This window comes from Winogradskyella sp., assembly GCF_025210595.1.
In the GTDB taxonomy this organism is placed as follows: Bacteria; Bacteroidota; Bacteroidia; order Flavobacteriales; family Flavobacteriaceae; genus Winogradskyella.
In genome coordinates this window covers 1-17,700 of record NZ_JAOARH010000140.1, presented here as the reverse complement: position 1 = coordinate 17,700, position 17,700 = coordinate 1, and the positions used below count along the sequence as shown (strand labels likewise).

19 protein-coding genes and 1 pseudogene are annotated in these 17,700 nt (G+C 31.2%); 14 read left to right on the top strand and 6 right to left on the bottom strand.

Going from position 1 to position 17,700, the window contains the following annotated elements; all coding sequences use genetic code 11:
- Positions 1-210, bottom strand: a pseudogene (locus tag N4A42_RS13695) (N-acetyltransferase); the annotation flags it as partial.
- Positions 207-845: an esterase gene (locus N4A42_RS13690; protein WP_294075123.1), complete on the bottom strand. Its 639-nt coding sequence runs from the start codon at positions 843-845 to the stop codon at positions 207-209. The pseudogene N4A42_RS13695 and the gene N4A42_RS13690, both read right to left, overlap by 4 nt.
- 54 nt (positions 846-899) lie before the next feature.
- Here N4A42_RS13690 and N4A42_RS13685 point away from each other — a divergent pair, with 54 nt between their 5' ends.
- From N4A42_RS13685 to N4A42_RS13665, 5 genes are all read left to right on the top strand, one after another.
- Positions 900-1,325: a PaaI family thioesterase gene (locus tag N4A42_RS13685; protein WP_294075120.1), complete on the top strand. Its 426-nt coding sequence runs from the start codon at positions 900-902 to the stop codon at positions 1,323-1,325.
- A gap of 4 nt (positions 1,326-1,329) precedes the next feature.
- On the top strand, positions 1,330-2,448 hold the full coding sequence (locus N4A42_RS13680) for a chorismate-binding protein (RefSeq protein ID WP_294075117.1): 1,119 nt from the start codon (positions 1,330-1,332) through the stop codon (positions 2,446-2,448).
- A 147-nt stretch (positions 2,449-2,595) separates the two neighbouring features.
- Positions 2,596-4,353 carry a 2-succinyl-5-enolpyruvyl-6-hydroxy-3-cyclohexene-1-carboxylic-acid synthase gene (gene menD / locus N4A42_RS13675; RefSeq protein WP_294075115.1) on the top strand — a complete coding sequence of 586 codons (1,758 nt, stop codon included), beginning with the start codon at positions 2,596-2,598 and terminating at the stop codon, positions 4,351-4,353.
- A gap of 106 nt (positions 4,354-4,459) precedes the next feature.
- Positions 4,460-4,798 (top strand): DUF2853 family protein, encoded by a 339-nt coding sequence (locus N4A42_RS13670; protein ID WP_294075112.1) that lies wholly within the window; start codon positions 4,460-4,462, stop codon positions 4,796-4,798.
- 114 nt (positions 4,799-4,912) lie between these two features.
- Positions 4,913-5,743, top strand: a complete 831-nt coding sequence (locus N4A42_RS13665; protein ID WP_294075109.1) for a S1-like domain-containing RNA-binding protein — start codon at positions 4,913-4,915, stop codon at positions 5,741-5,743.
- Here N4A42_RS13665 and N4A42_RS13660 read toward each other — a convergent pair.
- Positions 5,735-6,196: a hypothetical protein gene (locus N4A42_RS13660; RefSeq protein ID WP_294075106.1), complete on the bottom strand. Its 462-nt coding sequence runs from the start codon at positions 6,194-6,196 to the stop codon at positions 5,735-5,737. The two genes, N4A42_RS13665 and N4A42_RS13660, sit on opposite strands and share 9 nt — an antisense overlap.
- A gap of 263 nt (positions 6,197-6,459) precedes the next feature.
- Here N4A42_RS13660 and N4A42_RS13655 point away from each other — a divergent pair, with 263 nt between their 5' ends.
- From N4A42_RS13655 to N4A42_RS13640, 4 genes are all read left to right on the top strand, one after another.
- Positions 6,460-7,299: a 1,4-dihydroxy-2-naphthoyl-CoA synthase gene (locus N4A42_RS13655; RefSeq protein WP_294075103.1), complete on the top strand. Its 840-nt coding sequence runs from the start codon at positions 6,460-6,462 to the stop codon at positions 7,297-7,299.
- Positions 7,300-7,309: 10 nt separating this feature from the next.
- A complete protein-coding gene (gene menA / locus N4A42_RS13650; RefSeq protein ID WP_294075100.1) occupies positions 7,310-8,215 on the top strand; it encodes a 1,4-dihydroxy-2-naphthoate octaprenyltransferase in 906 nt (301 codons plus the stop codon).
- A gap of 102 nt (positions 8,216-8,317) precedes the next feature.
- Complete coding sequence (locus N4A42_RS13645; protein ID WP_294075097.1) at positions 8,318-9,808, top strand: hypothetical protein; 1,491 nt, start codon at positions 8,318-8,320, stop codon at positions 9,806-9,808.
- Between the two features lie 38 nt (positions 9,809-9,846).
- Positions 9,847-10,521, top strand: a complete 675-nt coding sequence (locus N4A42_RS13640; protein WP_294075095.1) for a metal-dependent hydrolase — start codon at positions 9,847-9,849, stop codon at positions 10,519-10,521.
- 49 nt (positions 10,522-10,570) lie between these two features.
- Here N4A42_RS13640 and N4A42_RS13635 read toward each other — a convergent pair whose 3' ends face one another.
- Complete coding sequence (locus N4A42_RS13635) at positions 10,571-11,515, bottom strand: sterol desaturase family protein (protein WP_294075092.1); 945 nt, start codon at positions 11,513-11,515, stop codon at positions 10,571-10,573.
- 95 nt (positions 11,516-11,610) lie between these two features.
- On the opposite strand from N4A42_RS13635, the gene N4A42_RS13630 reads away from it, so the two are divergent.
- From N4A42_RS13630 to N4A42_RS13610, 5 genes are all read left to right on the top strand, one after another.
- Positions 11,611-12,300, top strand: a complete 690-nt coding sequence (locus tag N4A42_RS13630; RefSeq protein ID WP_294075089.1) for a DUF2490 domain-containing protein — start codon at positions 11,611-11,613, stop codon at positions 12,298-12,300.
- Positions 12,301-12,305: 5 nt separating this feature from the next.
- Positions 12,306-13,346 carry an o-succinylbenzoate synthase gene (locus tag N4A42_RS13625; RefSeq protein WP_294075125.1) on the top strand — a complete coding sequence of 347 codons (1,041 nt, stop codon included), beginning with the start codon at positions 12,306-12,308 and terminating at the stop codon, positions 13,344-13,346.
- The gene (locus tag N4A42_RS13620) at positions 13,343-14,278 is read left to right on the top strand and encodes a type II CAAX endopeptidase family protein (RefSeq protein WP_294075085.1); all 936 of its coding nucleotides are present in this window, start codon (positions 13,343-13,345) and stop codon (positions 14,276-14,278) included. Before N4A42_RS13625 ends, N4A42_RS13620 begins: the two co-directional genes overlap by 4 nt.
- Positions 14,279-15,361, top strand: a complete 1,083-nt coding sequence (locus tag N4A42_RS13615; protein WP_294075083.1) for an AMP-binding protein — start codon at positions 14,279-14,281, stop codon at positions 15,359-15,361.
- A gap of 90 nt (positions 15,362-15,451) precedes the next feature.
- Complete coding sequence (locus tag N4A42_RS13610; RefSeq protein ID WP_294075081.1) at positions 15,452-16,057, top strand: hypothetical protein; 606 nt, start codon at positions 15,452-15,454, stop codon at positions 16,055-16,057.
- A 53-nt stretch (positions 16,058-16,110) separates the two neighbouring features.
- Here the strand turns inward: N4A42_RS13610 and N4A42_RS13605 are convergent, their stop codons facing one another.
- Together N4A42_RS13605 and N4A42_RS13600 are read right to left on the bottom strand one after the other, a co-directional pair.
- Positions 16,111-16,968 carry an OmpA family protein gene (locus N4A42_RS13605; RefSeq protein ID WP_294075078.1) on the bottom strand — a complete coding sequence of 286 codons (858 nt, stop codon included), beginning with the start codon at positions 16,966-16,968 and terminating at the stop codon, positions 16,111-16,113.
- Positions 16,969-17,072: 104 nt separating this feature from the next.
- Positions 17,073-17,700 (bottom strand): glycosyltransferase family 2 protein (locus tag N4A42_RS13600; RefSeq protein ID WP_367172524.1); only part of this gene is annotated, 628 nt, incomplete at its 5' end.

Sequence of the window (17,700 nt, the reverse complement as noted above, 5' to 3'; positions counted from 1 at the left end):
TATAATAAAAGGAATGATAGTTTTATGGTAATAGCCATCAACAGCCAGTAGTACGTAATCTCTTAATTTTTCGGGTGTAGAAATATCAGAAGGTGAATAAAAGATGAGGTCTTTTTCTTGTGCTATATTGCCAAGTTTTTTATAATTACTAAGGTCTAAGAGGCTTAGTTTTACACGTTTGTTTTCTAGTGTTGGTGCTTTTATTTTCATACCAAATCATTTATATAACCTACATTAACCACGTGTTTACCTTCAAAAGGAAGTATAGTGACTCTATCTCCAAATAATTCTTTAGCTCTTTGGATTTCTTGTTCTATACGTGCTTGGTCTAAATACTCGTCTTCTGTACCATATATGAGCTTTACTTTAGCGTGCTCATTTAAGTATTCAAAATCTTTAGCAGCTAGTTCTATTGGTATTCCGCCTGAATGTAATACCAATTGCGAGCATTGTATTTTTCTAAATGCTAAATATCTCATCGCTACACTCACACCTTGCGAATACCCAAAAACAATAAAATTAAGATTATTTGGAATATTTTCAGCTTTAAAAATACCATCAAAATAATTGAGAATGTTTTGCATGCCAACTTTAGTTTCGTCTCTTGTTAACCAATTGGCACCTACATGCATTTTGGGTTGAATGTAGTATTTATTAGGCGCTTGTGGTGCAATAAAATAGTTTTCTTCAGGATTTAGGTTTTTAAAATAACGTAAGAAATAACGACTTAAATAGCCCATGCCATGGCATACAAACCAAACGTTTTTTGTAGTTGTTGTGAGCGTATTTAAAGTAGAGTAAGAGTTGTTAGTTATATATGTAATTTCTTTTTCTTCTGAATTCATTGTTCGTTGTAGTTTCAGTATTTTTGTGATTGATGATAAAATTAAACTTTTTATATGCAATTATCTAAGGAAATGATTTTGGCTAAAGCTAATGAAGTGTCTAAGAATACTTTATTAGAAACTTTAGAAATAGAAATGGTAGATTATGGTGAAGATTTTTTGGTGGCCAGAATGCCGGTAACACCAAAAGTACATCAACCAGACGGTGTTTTGCATGGTGGAGCTACAGCTGCATTGGCTGAAAGTGTTGGTAGTTTTGCGTCTCATATGTTTACAGATTTAGAAAAATATTTTGTTAGAGGAACAGAAATTACAGCCAATCATCTTAAAAGTGTAAAAGAAGGCTATATCTATGCTAAAGCTACTTTTTTGCATAAAGGGCGTACCACACAATTATTAGATATTAGAGTTACAGATGATAATGATAACTTAATTTCTGTATGTCGTTTGTCTACAATATCATTACCAAATAAGGCATAGGTTAATGACAGTAGATTCTTTTTTTGAAGCTTTAGAAAATCAATATAAAAACAAATTACCATTTGTAGTCTATAGTAGACCAGTTGATTCTACTATTAAATGTTGGTTGCAAGATAATAACGAATTATATACAACTTCAGATTTTTCTGAAAGTGGATTTGCTTTTGCTCCTTTTAATTTAAATGATGATTGTGTTTTACTTCCTCAAGAGCATTGCCAACATCATCAACTAGAAGTCTCTGAATTAGATACTGATCACAATTTTGAAGCCTCTTCTTTAATTAATGAAAATAAAGAAGCACATATAGAATTGGTTTCAAAAGGGGTTTCTGCGATAAAAAGTGGTAATCTGGAAAAGGTGGTTTTATCTAGAAAAGTAGAAAAACCATTAAAATCTAGTCAGCCAATAGCAATTTTTAAGCGGCTTTTTAATGCCTATAACAATGCAATGGTCTATTGCTGGTACCATCCTAAAGTAGGTTTGTGGTTAGGTGCTACGCCAGAGTTGTTATTTAAAGTAGAAGGAAAGCGCTTAACAACCATTTCGTTAGCTGGTACACAATCTTATTCTCAAAACGAGCAAATATTTTGGACACCTAAAGAATATGATGAACAACAAATTGTTACTGACTATATTGTAGAACAGATAGAGCCTTATACAAATCAAATAAATGTTTCTGAAGTAGATACTGTAAGAGCAGGCAATCTTGTTCATCTTAAAACTTATATAAGAAGTAACATAAAAGAAGGTTGTAGTGTAAAATCTATAATCAATACCTTACATCCTACACCTGCAGTTTGCGGATTTCCTAAGCAAGAAGCAAAAGATTTTATTTTAAAAGAAGAAAATTATAATCGTGAATTTTATACAGGTTTTCTTGGTGAATTGAATTTAAAAACATCCAAAACCAGAAACACAAACAGACGTAACGTTGAGAATAATGCCTATGCTGTTGTAAAAAAGCACTCTAATTTTTATGTTAATTTACGTTGCTTACAGTTAAAAGACGATAAAGCTTTAATCTATGTTGGTGGTGGTATTACTAAAGATTCAGTTCCAGAAAACGAGTGGATAGAAACTGTAAACAAAACAAAGACCATGGGTAATGTTTTGGATAAATGATTTTGAATTTTAAAAAAAGTTTCTTCCCTTTGGCAACATAGAAGATGGACTTATGAAAGCCCATAATGGGCATTTAACATACAATAGTATGTACCTGTCTGAGTAACTAAATAACCAAACCACAGCTTGTTGATAAAATTTAATTAGATGAAGTACTCTAAAATTCCTTTGTCTCAAACGGTTGTTACCTTATGTAAAACGCATAATGTAAAGCATATTGTTATTTCACCTGGTAGCCGTAATGCTCCGCTGACCATTGGTTTTACATACGATGATTTTTTTAAGTGTTACAGTATAGTCGATGAACGTTGTGCTGCTTTTTTTGCATTGGGTATTGCTCAACAACTGCAAGAACCTGTAGCTGTAGTTTGTACATCTGGTAGTGCATTATTAAACTATTATCCTGCAATTTCAGAGGCTTATTACAGTAGAATTCCTTTATTAGTTTTATCTGCCGACAGACCAAAACATCTAATAGACATTGGTGATGGGCAAACCATAAAACAGAAAAATGTATATGGTGAACACGTGTTGTATAATGCTAATCTAAAGTTAGATTTAAAAGAAAACAACCATAGTACTTTAGAAGATGAGTTGCCAATAATGAAGAGTATAGAGAACAAACTCGAACACTTTTTAAGGCTTCAAGAAGACATACAATCTTATAATGAGTCTGAAATACATGATGCTATTACCATATCTAGAATAAAATCTGGACCAGTCCATATTAACATACCATTTGATGAGCCTTTGTATGAAACAGTAAATGCACTAAGCTTTAATCCAAAACCATTTAGTATTACTGACATATCAGAGGAAATTGATGAATCTGAAATTGAAAGCTTATCAGAGATATGGCAGTCTGCAAAGCGCAAAATGATATTGGTTGGTGTACTTCAACCAAATTCAATAGAAGAACAATGGTTGCAAAAAATAGGAGATGATGATAGCGTTGTGGTTTTTACAGAAACAACATCTAATTTACACCATCAGAATTTCTTTCCAGAAATAGATAAGATAATAGCTCCTTTAGAGGAAGGTGAATTTAGATCATTACAGCCAGATGTTCTTTTAACTTTAGGAGGTTTAATAGTTTCTAAAAAGATAAAGGCTTTTTTAAGACAATATAAACCAAGGTATCATTGGCATGTAGATTTGTTTAAAGCAAATGATACATTTTTCTGTTTAGATAAGCATATAAAACTTAAACCAAATACGTTTTTTAAGTCATTCTTATCACGGACACCTCAAATAGGAAGTGCTTATAAAACAAGTTGGATAAAAGTTAGAGACAAGCGACGTAAACTTCATGATGATTACTTAAGTAATATTTCGTTTTCAGATTTTACGGTGTTTAATTCTATATTAAAAAGTATTCCTGAATATAGTCAACTACAGGTAAGTAATAGTTCTGCAATACGTTACACACAATTATTTCAGTTAAAAAGTAGCGTTACAGTATTTTGTAATAGAGGAACAAGTGGTATAGATGGTAGTACAAGTACAGCTATTGGAGCAGCATTAGTTAGTGAACAACGCGTTACCTTTATTACAGGTGATTTGAGTTTTTTCTATGATAGTAATGCTTTGTGGAATAATTATATTCCTAAAGATTTTAGAATAATTGTGGTTAACAATAATGGAGGAGGTATTTTTAGAATTTTACCAGGTCATAAGAATACTGAAAACTTTGATACGTATTTTGAAACTAAGCATCAATTAACGGCTAAACATTTATGCGAAATGTATGGTTTTGATTATGTAAACGCTTCTGACGAAACCACATTAAAAGACACGCTAGCATCTTTTTATGATGTGTCTGAAAGACCTAGACTATTAGAAGTTTTTACACCATCTAGCAGTAATGACCAAATCCTTATCGATTATTTTAAATTTATAAAATAATATATCGTTAAATATATTTTAATATGTGACCTCCCTAACATTACAGTGTCTAAAAAATACTTATATTTAGTGAGACAATTTATTTAACCTAAAACAAAATAATAAAATGAGTAAAAGAGACGAATTAATTGAAAAGTATGCAGCTGATTTAAAAGATAAATGTGGAGTAAATCCAGATATGGATTTGTTAAAAAAAGTAACAGTAGGTTTAGGTCCTTCAATTTATAATGCAGATTCTTCTACAGTATCAGGTTCAGATGAAGGAGAATTAGCAACAGTAAAGAACAACTATTTAATTAAAAAATTAGGTCTAAGCGAAAGCGATGATTTAGATGGTGCTATTGCATCTGTTATGGATACTTATGGTCAATCTAACAGAAACAAGTATAGAGCAGTAGTGTACTATTTATTATGTACTCATTTTGATAAAGCATCTATTTACTAGTAGATCTTATTAATAGATAACGAAAAGACCTTTCTAGCATAGAAAGGTCTTTTTTATTTTCGAAACTTTTTACTTTTTATTTGCAACTTGTAACTTATCGCTACCTTTGCAGTTATGATACATTTAGGTGAATACAATACACTAGAAATATTAAGAGACACAGAACCAGGTTTGTTTCTTGGAGATGGTGATCAAGGAGAAGTTTTATTACCAAATCGCTATGTTCCAGAAGAATTTGAAATAGGTGATAAGTTAGACGTGTTTGTCTATTTAGATAATGAAGAGCGACCTGTAGCTACCACAGATAAGCCATTTGTTAAAAAAGGAGATTTTGCTTTGCTTCGATGCAATCAGGTCACAAAATTCGGAGCCTTTTTAGATTGGGGATTAGTAAAAGAATTATTCTGTCCTTTTAAGGAGCAAGCTTTTAAAATGAAAGCTGGTGGTTGGTATTTAGTGTATTGCTATTTAGATGAAGAGACAGAGCGTTTAGTGGCATCAAGTAAAACAAATCGTTTTTTAGATAATAAAGAACTTTCGGTTTCTAAATTTGAAGAAGTAGATATCATTGTGTCTCATCCATCTGAAATAGGAATGAATGTTATTGTAAACAAAAAGCATTTAGGACTTGTATTTAAGGATGATATCTATAAAGATATTAGTGTCGGTGATAGGCTTAAAGGTATTGTGAAGAAAATACGTCACGATAATAAATTAGATATTGCTTTAAGTCAAATAGGCTACAGAAATATTGAACCTAATGCTGAGTTTATCTTAAATGAATTAAAAGATAATAGTGGCTTTTTACCTTTACACGATAAATCAGATCCAGAAGAAATAAAGGATCAGTTACAAATGAGTAAAAAGAGCTTTAAAAAAGCGATAGGTTCTCTTTATAAAGATAAGCTAATTGTAATTGAGACTTCTGGTATAAGATTAGTTTGAGTTAATTAAAGTTTGATTTTCAACTCTTTTTTGAATGGTGTTAAATCCTTCAAAAAGGTTATCAAAACAAATGTCTTTCCATTGGCAGACACTACTTTCTATTTGAGCATTCATTTGAGTAGCTTTGTTGTAACTTACAATGCCATAAGCCGCTAAATTTGGTATTATTTGTCTTGCTTTATTAAGATCTAATATTGAAATGGAATAGGAGTTAATTCTATTAGCGACTATACCAAATGGTTTGGTTGAACCATAATGAGATTTTATATTATTTAGTATTGGTTTTACGGCTTTTAAATCTATGTGAGTACCTTCGTTAAATTCAATAACCACAACATTATTAATAAAATGTGTAATGCCAAACTCTGTAGAGGTTTGTTTTATAATTTTTGAAGCTAATTCCGTATGTGCAATTCCCATATTTTTAGGTGTGTTTATTAGTGTTTTAAGCATTATGTTTAATGCTTATAGCTAAATTTAGACACGTGTTTTATAATTTGGTCACAAAGAGTAAGCTTTTAAGAATTTAATTGTTTTTAGTTCTTAGTATAAATCTAATAAGTAGGATGTTGTGACTATAAAGAGAAGAAGTTAATGCTCATATAATCAGTGTGATGTGTGTATTTTTTAAGGAAAAATAAAAAAATCAAATATAGAATAGAATACAATTCATTATGATTATTTCCTTATTTTTGCTGACTAAATAAAGAAAAATTATGAGTCATATAGATTGGAAAGTTGCCAAATCTTATGAAGATATCACATATCATAAATGCAATGGAGTTGCAAGAATAGCATTTAATCGTCCAGATGTACGAAATGCTTTTAGACCTAAAACAACTTCAGAACTTTATGACGCATTTTATGATGCTAATGAAGATACTTCAATCGGAGTAGTATTATTAAGTGCTGAAGGCCCATCGTCTAAAGATGGAATTTGGAGTTTTTGTTCAGGTGGTGATCAAAAAGCAAGAGGTCATCAAGGTTATGTTGGAGACGATGGTTATCATCGCTTAAACATTTTAGAAGTTCAGCGTCTTATTCGTTTTATGCCAAAAGCAGTTATTGCAGTTGTGCCAGGTTGGGCAGTTGGTGGTGGACATAGTTTGCATGTGGTTTGTGATTTAACACTGGCAAGTAAAGAGCATGCCATTTTTAAGCAAACAGATGCCGATGTTACAAGTTTTGACGGAGGTTATGGATCAGCGTATTTAGCCAAAATGGTAGGACAGAAGAAGGCTAGAGAAATATTTTTCTTAGGAAGAAATTACTCTGCACAAGAAGCTTACGAAATGGGTATGGTTAATGCAGTAATTCCACACGCTGAATTAGAAACTACTGCATATGAATGGGCACAAGAGATATTAGCAAAATCACCAACATCTATTAAAATGCTGAAGTTTGCCATGAACCTAACAGATGATGGTATGGTAGGTCAGCAAGTATTTGCAGGTGAAGCAACACGTTTAGCATATATGACAGACGAAGCAAAAGAAGGTAGAGATGCTTTCTTAGAAAAAAGGAAGCCTAACTTTCCTAAAAAATGGATTCCTTAATCTTCTTTGAATGAACGAAATTAAACCATGGCTAAAAGCTATGAGACTTAGAACACTACCACTTTCAGTCTCTGGTATTATTTTAGGTTCTTGTTATGCCTATTATAATGGGCACTTTAATTGGTGGGTTTTAGCATTTGCAATTTTAACAACGATTAGCTTACAAATACTATCTAATTTAGCTAATGATTACGGAGATAGTGTTAATGGAGCCGATAATGATGAGCGTGTTGGACCTGCAAGAGCTATTCAAAGTGGTGAGATTACACCAGAAGAAATGTTCGATGCCATTAGGTTTAACATTATAGTTGTTATTATACTATCACTTGCTCTTATTTGGGTTGCATTTGGGCCAACCAATTTTTCATTTGTACTACTTTTTATGTTTCTTGGTGGTGTTTCAGTTTATGCTGCATTAAATTATACAATGGGTGATTCTCCTTATGGTTATAGAGCATTGGGAGATGTTTTTGTATTTGTGTTTTTTGGGCTTTTAAGTACCATTGGTGGTTATGTGCTTTATGTTCATACAATAGATCATGTTGTTTTGCTTCCTGCAATTGCTCTAGGATTGCTAAGTGTAGGTGTTTTAAATCTAAATAATATGAGAGATTTAGATGCAGATGCAAATGCTGGTAAAATTACCTTGGCAGTTAAATTAGGTATTAAACGTGCCAAGCAATATCATTTCTCTCTTATTGTAGGAGCTATGTTAATTACGGTTATATTTTCAATATTGTATTATGTTGAGCCCTATAATTTTATGTATCTCATAGCATTTGTACCTCTTATAATTCATCTTAAAAAGATAAAAGCAGCACAGCAACCTAATGATTTTGATAGCCAATTAAAGATTTTGGCTTTAACAACATTTCTTTTTGCTTTTCTGCTAGGTATTGGCTACATTTTGTATTAGATACATAATTACATAAAGGTTGGATTGCTTCTTAAATTTATATAAAAGATGTTTAAGTTTTTTTATTTTGATGCTTTAAACTAAAAACTCAAAAATATTTTCATGAAAAATCTTTTCTTATTCATTTTCGTATTTATTTTTTCATTTATCCAAGCTCAAAAAACTAGTTTATCTGTTAGGGAAAGTGCTGAATATAAGGATAAAGTTAAATCTACAGATGTTTTAGCAATTCATACTTCAGATGAAAGACTAACAGGTATAGTAAGGGAAAGCAAGAAGCATTTAATGTTTGATGTTTTTGATCAGAGCCTAACAAAACAACACAGCGTATTAGTAGATAGTCATAAAAAAGAGCGTTACATAGGTGAGGCAGTCTATGGCAATCAAATAAAAGTTGTTACAGTATTTTCGCCTAAAGCCAAAGAGCGCATTGTGTATTGTCATACTTTTAATTTAAAGAATGGTGCGCATACCAAAACAAAATTATTTGAAGCTAATGTTGCAAAAAAGCGTAAGCTTTTTGGAAACAGGCACGATAGGCAAACCAATTTTGCTATATCTCCTAGCGGTAATTATTTTGCTATGGTAACAGATAATAGTTTTAAAGATGTAAATGATTATGCTGTTAGGGTGTTTGATGCTAAAACTTTAGATTTAGTATATCAAAAAAGTTATCAAAAGCATAAGGATAAATATTTTAGTCATAATGATATTTCTGTAAATGATGATGCTCAGGTTTTTGTTTTGGGAAAACTTTATAAGAGTGGCAAAAAAGAAAAGAAAAAAGGGGCTGCCAATTACGATTTTATACTCAATAAAGTTAGTAAAGAGAATAACGAAGAATTAACAGTAAACCTACCAGAATTGTTTATAAAAAATTTGAATATTTCTATTTTAGATAATAAATTACATTTAATTGGTTTTTATTCCGAAGAACGTACAGGTCGTATAAAAGGTGGTTGTAATTTTGTAATAGATTCCGGAAATTTTTCTGTAAAAAATAAAAAAAGTTATGAATTGCCGCTAGATGTTTATGAGGATTTGTTTGGAGAAAAGCGTGGATCTAGAAAGAAGAAAAAAGGAAAAGAGCTTAGCAATTTTTATGTAGATTATATTATTGAAGACTCTCAAGGTAACACCTATTTATTAGCAGAAGAATTTTACATTACTCAAACCTATGTTAGCAATGGTATGGGTGGTGGTTATTGGCAAACCATTTATCATTATGATGATATATTAATTTTAAAATTTAATGCTACAGGAAGTTTAGAATGGGGAAGAAGCATTTTTAAACGCGCTAATGTACCATCATACAATGCATTTTTAAAGAATGATGAATTACACGTGTTGCTTAATTCTGGAAAAAATCTTTTAGAAAAGGAAGACGGAAGAACTAAAGTTTCTAAGGGCTGGTTTGAGTCTACATCACTATATGATATTGTTTACAATAATTCAGGTGAAGTTGTGTATAGTAAAGTACAAGACAACAAAGGGAAAACCTTCTATTTACCTTATTTTGGAACTTATCAAAACGGTGAGTTTATTATGATGAGTAGTGGGAGAAAAAAACGACAATTCATGATTTTACAATAGTTTTAGAACAAAAATTTCAACCTATAAAATTTAAAATAATGAAAATTACATTTTATGGTCATGCCTGTTTAGGTATTCAGATTAGCGATATTCATATTCTTGTAGACCCATTTATAAGTGGTAATGAAAAGGCATCAAATATAGACATTGAAAGTATTAAAGCTGATTATATACTTTTAACACATGCACATCAAGATCATATATTAGATGTAGAAGCTATAGCAAAGCGCACAGATGCAGTGATAGTTTCTAATTATGAGATAGTAGTGCATTATCAAAATTTAGGATTTAAAGGACATCCAATGAATCACGGTGGTTCTTGGAATTTTGATTTTGGTAAGGTAAAATATGTTAATGCTATACATACGTCATCGTTTCCAGATGGTAAATATGGAGGTCAACCAGGAGGTTTTGTGATTCAGGCAGAAAAAAACATATATATTGCAGGTGATACCGCATTGACTTATGATATGAAGCTGATTGGAGAACAATTCAATTTAGATTTAGCAATTTTACCAATTGGAGACAATTTTACTATGGGAATAGAAGATGCTATCATGGCGAGTGATTTTGTAGAATGTAACAAAGTATTAGGTTACCATTTTGATACTTTTGGTTATATAGAGATTAATCATGAAGAAGCTAAACAGCAATTCATAGATAAGAATAAAGATTTAATGTTGCTCAAAATTGGTGATAGTATAGATCTCTAATTCTAAGGCTTTATTATGATTATAGATAGTTTATGAAAAGAATCTTTTACTATCTCTTATTTTGTTTTTTAATGATCGATTTTTGTGACTGAATGTTACTAGTTGAATTTAACCATTCTTCTCTTAAATCATCACTAACTTTACCAGTACCATCATGTTTCCAACCAGGTGGTTTTATTAAATACAATAAACGATTTTTAAAAGATTTTTCACCAGTAAAAGCATCTTTAAACATGTAAAGCCATTCTAAAAAAGCAATTTTTACTGGGTTAAACGTATTTATATTTTTAACCAAGCCATATTTCACTTTTTCTTCTTTTAATTCCGGTTGAAAAGTACCGAAGAGTTTGTCCCAAATAATTAAAATTCCGGCATGGTTACGATCTAAATAAATAGGGTTGCTACCATGATGTACACGATGGTGAGATGGAGTATTAAAAATAGCTTCAAACCATTTTGGCATTTTATCAATAGCTTCAGTATGTATCCAAAATTGATATAACAAACTAATAGACATTTGTAACATTATCATTGCAGGATGAAAGCCTAATAACGGAAGCCATATCCAAAAAATAAACGTGTAAAAACCACCAGACCATGTTTGTCTTAAAGCTGTACTTAGATTATAATGTTCAGACGAATGGTGTACAACGTGAGATGCCCAAAACAAACGACATTCGTGCGATATGCGATGAAACCAATAATAAGCCAAATCATCAGCGAAAAACAGCAATGCAAAAGACCACCAAGCTACAGGAATCGTAAACAATCTTAAGTTGTCATAAACCCCAAAAAAAGCCAATAACACAATAGCTTTACTAGCAAAGCCTAGTATAACATTTCCTAAACCCATTGAGATTGATGCAAAAGCATCTTTTGGTTCGTAGCCTTTAATATGTTTTAGTTGTTCTCTGGTTGTAACATACAACTCTAGTAGCATCGCAAAGACAAAAAACGGAATGGCATATAGGATGATATTAGGGAAATCTGGCATTAGTTTTTCTTTAAAAATAAGGTTTTTTAGAATAATTACTTAAAAGAAATTAAGTAGATATGTATTTTTACAATTTCAAAAATAGAGTAACACACATGAAATTAAAATTAATTATCCTTATTACATTCTTTAGTTTAAGTAATAGTTTTGCGCAAATAGATGAATCTCAGACAGGTGCTTGGTATATGTACTTTTATAGCCATCAGTTTAAAAATAGTTCATGGGGAATTCAAGGAGACTTTCAATATAGAGATTGGCAAGGTTTAGGAGATATGGAGCAATTATTATTGCGATCTGGCATCACCTATTCTCCAAAAGATGCCGGAATTAAGTTTACCTTAGGTTATGGTAATGTAACTTCAGGACAATATGGTAATAGTAATGATACATCTATTGAAAGCCGTATTTATCAAGAAGCATTAATTCCGCAAAAATTGGGTAATAGATTTTATTTAACTCATCGTTTTAGATATGAGCAGCGTTTTGTAGAAGATCAAGATTTTAGAACGCGTTACCGTTATAATTTGTTTTTAAATGTGCCAATAAATAGTAAAGAACTAAATCCTAAGGCTTATTATTTAGCACTATATAATGAGTTGTTTATTAATGGGCAAACTGATATAGGTGATGGACGTGAAGTCCAGTTTTTTGATAGAAACAGAACTTATTTAGGAGTAGGTTATGTACTTAATTCTAAAATTCGTTTTCAATTAGGTTGGATGAATCAAAAAACGAATACTTGGGGTAAAGGACAGTTGCAATTAAGTATACATCATAAAATATAACGATGATAACAGCAAAATATCAGAAATACATACTTAATTTTAAAAGACCAAGTGGCACATCTCGTGGTGTAATGACAACAAAAGAAACTTGGTTTATTTACCTTGAACACAATGGAAAAATAGGAGTAGGTGAATGTGGTATTTTAAGAGGACTTTCTATAGATGACAGACCAGATTATGAAGAGAAATTGAAATGGGCTTGTAGCAATATTCATATAGAACTTAGAGAGTTGGTTAATGAGCTTATAGAATTTCCAAGCATTCAGTTTGGTTTGGAGATGGCTTTTAAATCATTAGAAAGTAGCGATACTTTTACTTTATTTCCTTCAAATTTTACAAAAGGGAAAGATAATATATCAATAAACGGATTGGTTTGGATGGGAAGCGAAACCTTTATGCGAGAGCAAATCAAAGATAAAATTGAAGCTGGTTTTGATTGTATAAAGCTTAAAATTGGAGCTATTGATTTTCAGACGGAATTAAATATCCTTAAATCCATAAGAAAAGAATTTTCGGTTTCTGATATTGAACTCCGAGTTGATGCTAATGGAGCATTTTCAAAAGAGGATGCTTTAGAAAAATTAAAACGCCTTTCAGAATATAAATTACACTCTATAGAACAACCTATAAAACCTAAGCACTTTGATGATATGGCTAAACTCTGTGAAGTTACTCCATTGCCAATTGCTTTAGATGAAGAATTAATAGGTGTGTTTAGATTAGAAGAAAAGCAAGAACTGCTTAAAACAATACAACCACAATATATTATTTTAAAGCCGAGTTTGGTTGGCGGATTTAGCGGAAGTCAACAATGGATTAATATTGCTGAAGAATTAAATATTAAATGGTGGATAACAAGTGCTCTAGAAAGTAATGTAGGATTAAATGCAATTGCGCAATGGACATACACACTTAAGAGTAGTTTGCCTCAAGGTTTAGGTACAGGAAGTTTGTTTACTAATAATTTTCCTTCGCCATTAACTGTAAAAAATGGTACTTTGCACTACAATATAAAAGAAGATTGGAATTTTAACTTACACGAATGAATTATATACAACAAGCCTATAAAGGACAGCGAGAATTATGGATGTTTATCCTTACTACAATTTTAGTTGCAGGCATTTTTCTGTTAAATTTTGTCATTTATTTATTTACAGATCCATCAGATATGGAAGCAGCTTATGAAATGATGAAAGGTATACCTTCTAGCTTAAACTTAGCTATTAATTTGTTACCATTTGCATTTCTTTTAGGGTTATTGTTTTTAATGGTGAAATATGTGCATCAAAGAAGTATTTTATCTTTAACTACTGCAAGAAATAAGATCGACTACGGAAGAGTATTCTTTTCATTTATGATGGTTTTTATATTTACTGTTGGTACTTTCTTAATCGGATATTCTATAGATTCTTCTGGAATTGTATATCAGTTTAATCCAGGTAAATTTGCTATTTTATTTGCTGTAAGTATTATTTTGTTTCCTTTTCAAATAGGGTTAGAAGAGTATTTGTTTAGAGGGTATTTAATGCAACATATTGGTGTAATAGTAAAAAATAAATGGTTTCCGTTAATATTAACATCAATACTATTTGGTATTGCTCACTCTGCAAATCCTGAAGTTGCTAACATAGGCTTTTGGAAAATGATGATCTTCTATATTGGTACAGGCTTATTATTAGGAATTATGACCTTAATGGATGACGGATTAGAACTTGCTCTAGGATTTCATTTAGGTAATAACCTTTTAGCATCACTTTTGGTAACGGCAGATTGGACAGCTTTGCAAACCGATGCTATTTTTAAGAGCACAGCAGAGCCAACGATGAGTATTGTTGGAGAAATTTTAATTCCTGTGCTTGTGGTTTATCCAATTATGTTACTTATTTTATCTAAACGATATGGTTGGAAAAATTGGCAAGAACGCTTGTTTGGTAAAGTTTCTAAACCGTTAAAGGAAGACTATAAAATTATAGAGTAGATGACACCAAAATACGACAAAGTTCATAATCGGTTTAAGTTAAATGGTTTACATTACAATCAAAATGATTTAAAAGAGGTTGCTTACAGCCTTATAAAAGAAGGTGAAGCTTACGAAAAGGAAACAGGCAACTTTTTAATAGATTGGCTTAATGATAATGACTATTTGTACGTTAATACATCGGGTTCTACAGGACAACCAAAGCAGATAAAATTAAAGAAACAAGCCATGGTAAATTCTGCCATAGCAACAGGAGATTTTTTTTGTTTAGAGCCTGGTAATACAGCCTTACATTGTTTACCAAGTCATTATATAGCTGGTAAAATGATGTTGGTAAGAGCTATGATTTTAGGCTTAGAGATAGATCATGTAGAGCCAAGTTCGCATCCAATTTTCGATTACGAAAACCATTATGATTTTTGCGCTATGGTGCCTTTGCAATTAAAGCATACCATTAATTATACTTATAATATAAAAACGATTATTGTAGGTGGTTCTAAAGTAACACAACCTTTGTTAGAGCGAATTAAAAATTGTGATTCAAGATTTTTTGAAACCTATGGCATGACAGAAACTGTGACACATGTAGCTGTTAGACAGTTACCTTCTAAGGTTTCTGAAGGTGATACCTTCTTTAAAGCTTTACCTAATGTGAGTTTTTCTCAAGACGAAAGAGGGCGTTTGGTAATTAATGCTTCTAAATTAGTAAATGAACCATTGGTAACCAATGATATTGTAGATCTAAAAACAGAAACAAGTTTTCAATTATTAGGTCGATTTGATAATGTCATTAATTCCGGAGGTGTAAAATTGTTCCCAGAGCAAATAGAAAGCAAGTTACAAGCTGTTATTGATGAACGTTTTATAGTTGCAGGAGAAGCCGATGAAACTTTGGGAGAACGTCTTGTTTTAATTGTAGAGCATCCTAGAGATTCAGTAGAAAGTATTGCAAATAGAATTAGGTATGTAAAAGGACTTACTAAGTTTGAAGTGCCTAAACATATATATATTACCGATAAGTTTATAGAAACTGTAAACGGTAAAATACAACGCAATAAAACCATAACATCGGTTTTAAGATAGAATACTCACTGAAATACTTCGTTTACTCATTGTAGGTTTTATTAATTTGATTAGGTATGTAGGTTTATATCAACTTTAAATACCAAACCAATGAAAAATCTAATAGTATGCATACTTACATTTATGTTTTGCATAGCAAGTTTCTCCCAAGATAAGAATATTGAAACCGAATCAATTGCCTTAGATGACCTTATAGCTTTTATTATAGAACACTACAGTGTTTCTTCAGATTCTACAGAAACAAAGAATGTTACATTTCTTATTGAAACTTACAAAGATAATTTTAATGCAGAGGATAGTGTTATTCTAAAACAAGCATTTAAATTACTATCTAAACGTCTCTCAGAAAAAGATTTAGTGAGTATTGTTGCGTATTCAAAATATAGTGGAGTAATACTTAATCAGGCAAATGGTTCGGATATAAAAAAGTTTCTTTATGCTATTGAGAATCCTAAATCGAGTATAAAAACATTTGAAGAAGATGGTATTGAACTCGCTTACAAATTTGCAAACGAAAATTTTGTTGAGGATTCAGAAAATTCAGTTGTAATGATTAGAATTCCTAATAAGGATAAAGAGGTGATTAAAACAGATACTTCAGAAAACGTAGATAAAAACTCTAAAAATAAAAGTAATGTTGTGGTTTTAACAGCTATAGCATTATTGCCAGAACTTATATCAGTTATAAAAGATTAACAAAAAACCCAATGTGAAAGCATTGGGTTTTATTATATCATAAATTTAAAGAATTAATTTCCTTCAGAAAGATTCTTCATTTCTTCTTCTATCATTTCGTAGAATTCATCAATTTTTGGTAGTACAATAATGCGAGTTCTTCTGTTTTTTGCTTTATTTTCAGCAGTATCGTTTTCTGCTAAAGGTACATAAGAACTGCGTCCTGCTGCTATTAGTTTTTCAGGATTTACATTAAGCTCTTCTAAAACACGTACTACAGATGTTGCTCGTTTTACACTTAAATCCCAATTATCTAATAAAGGCGGTTTGCTGTATGGTACATTGTCTGTATGTGATTCTACCATCGCTTCAAAATTTGGCTTACCATTAATTACAGTTGCCACTTTACCAAGAACTTCTTTTGCTCTATCAGTTACGTTATAGCTTCCACTTTTAAATAAAAGCTTATCTGCAATAGAAATAAATACCACACCTTTTTCTACATTAACTTCAATATCTGGGTCGTTGATGCCAACTTCCTTTTTTAAACTGGTTACTATAGCAAGTGTTACACTATCCTTACGTGATAAAGCATCTTGAAGGCGTGTAATTTTTAAATTACTTTCTCTTAAACTTTCTAATGATTTTTCTAAATTTTCAGCGCCTTTACTCGTCAATTCTGTTAAATCTTGAGAGCTTTTTATTAAGGCATCGTTACTACGACGCATATCTGCCAACTGATCTTTCATGGTTTCTACTCTGGCATTAGCGGCAGCAGCATCAGAAAGACATTTGTTCAGTTTTACTGTAGCACTATTTAATAGATCTTGAGTTTCTTTGTGTTTTTCTTCAAGCGCTAAATATTCTTTTTTAGATACGCAAGAAGCAAATAATAACATAGCGCAAACGCTTAATGACATTAATTTCTTCATAATCAGGTTTCAGTTTAAATTGTTAATAATAACATATCAAAATTATCGAAAAGAACAGATGAGCGTGCATGAATTAACATATTTTTTAACAGTTTTATAAACAATTAAAATGTTTTGTTCTTTTTTACATAATAAGACCAAACTATAGACTTGGTTTTGTAATAATTTTTACGTTTTGGTAGTTGTTTACGTTGCTTTAAAATTCGATTTAAATTTTTATAAAAAGAAAAATGAGCTTTTAGAATAGCAACTAAGAATTTTGGTTTTAGCTGAAGTAAAAATCGTATTCCTGCTATGCCATCGAGAACCATTCTTATAAAAGTTCTTGCAAAGACATTAGAATCAGTGTTTTTAACAAGCGTGAATAAACTATTTCTAAAATTAAGATATGTTTTTCTTGGGTTTGTGTTACTTAAAGTTGCACCACCTACATGATAAACTGTTGATGAGCCAACGTATTTTGTGTTATAATTAGCATTAAAGGCACGCCAACAAAGATCAATTTCTTCCATGTGTGCAAAGTAGGTGTCATCAAACCCATTTAGGGTTTTAAAAACTTCATTTTTTATAAAGAAGCAAGCACCAGAAGCCCATAAAATTTCAATAGTATCATTGTATTGACCTGTATCTTCTTCAATAGTGTCAAAAATACGACCACGACAAAAAGGGTATCCATATTTATCTATAAATCCGCCTGCTGCTCCAGCATATTCAAAATGCGATTTCTTTTTG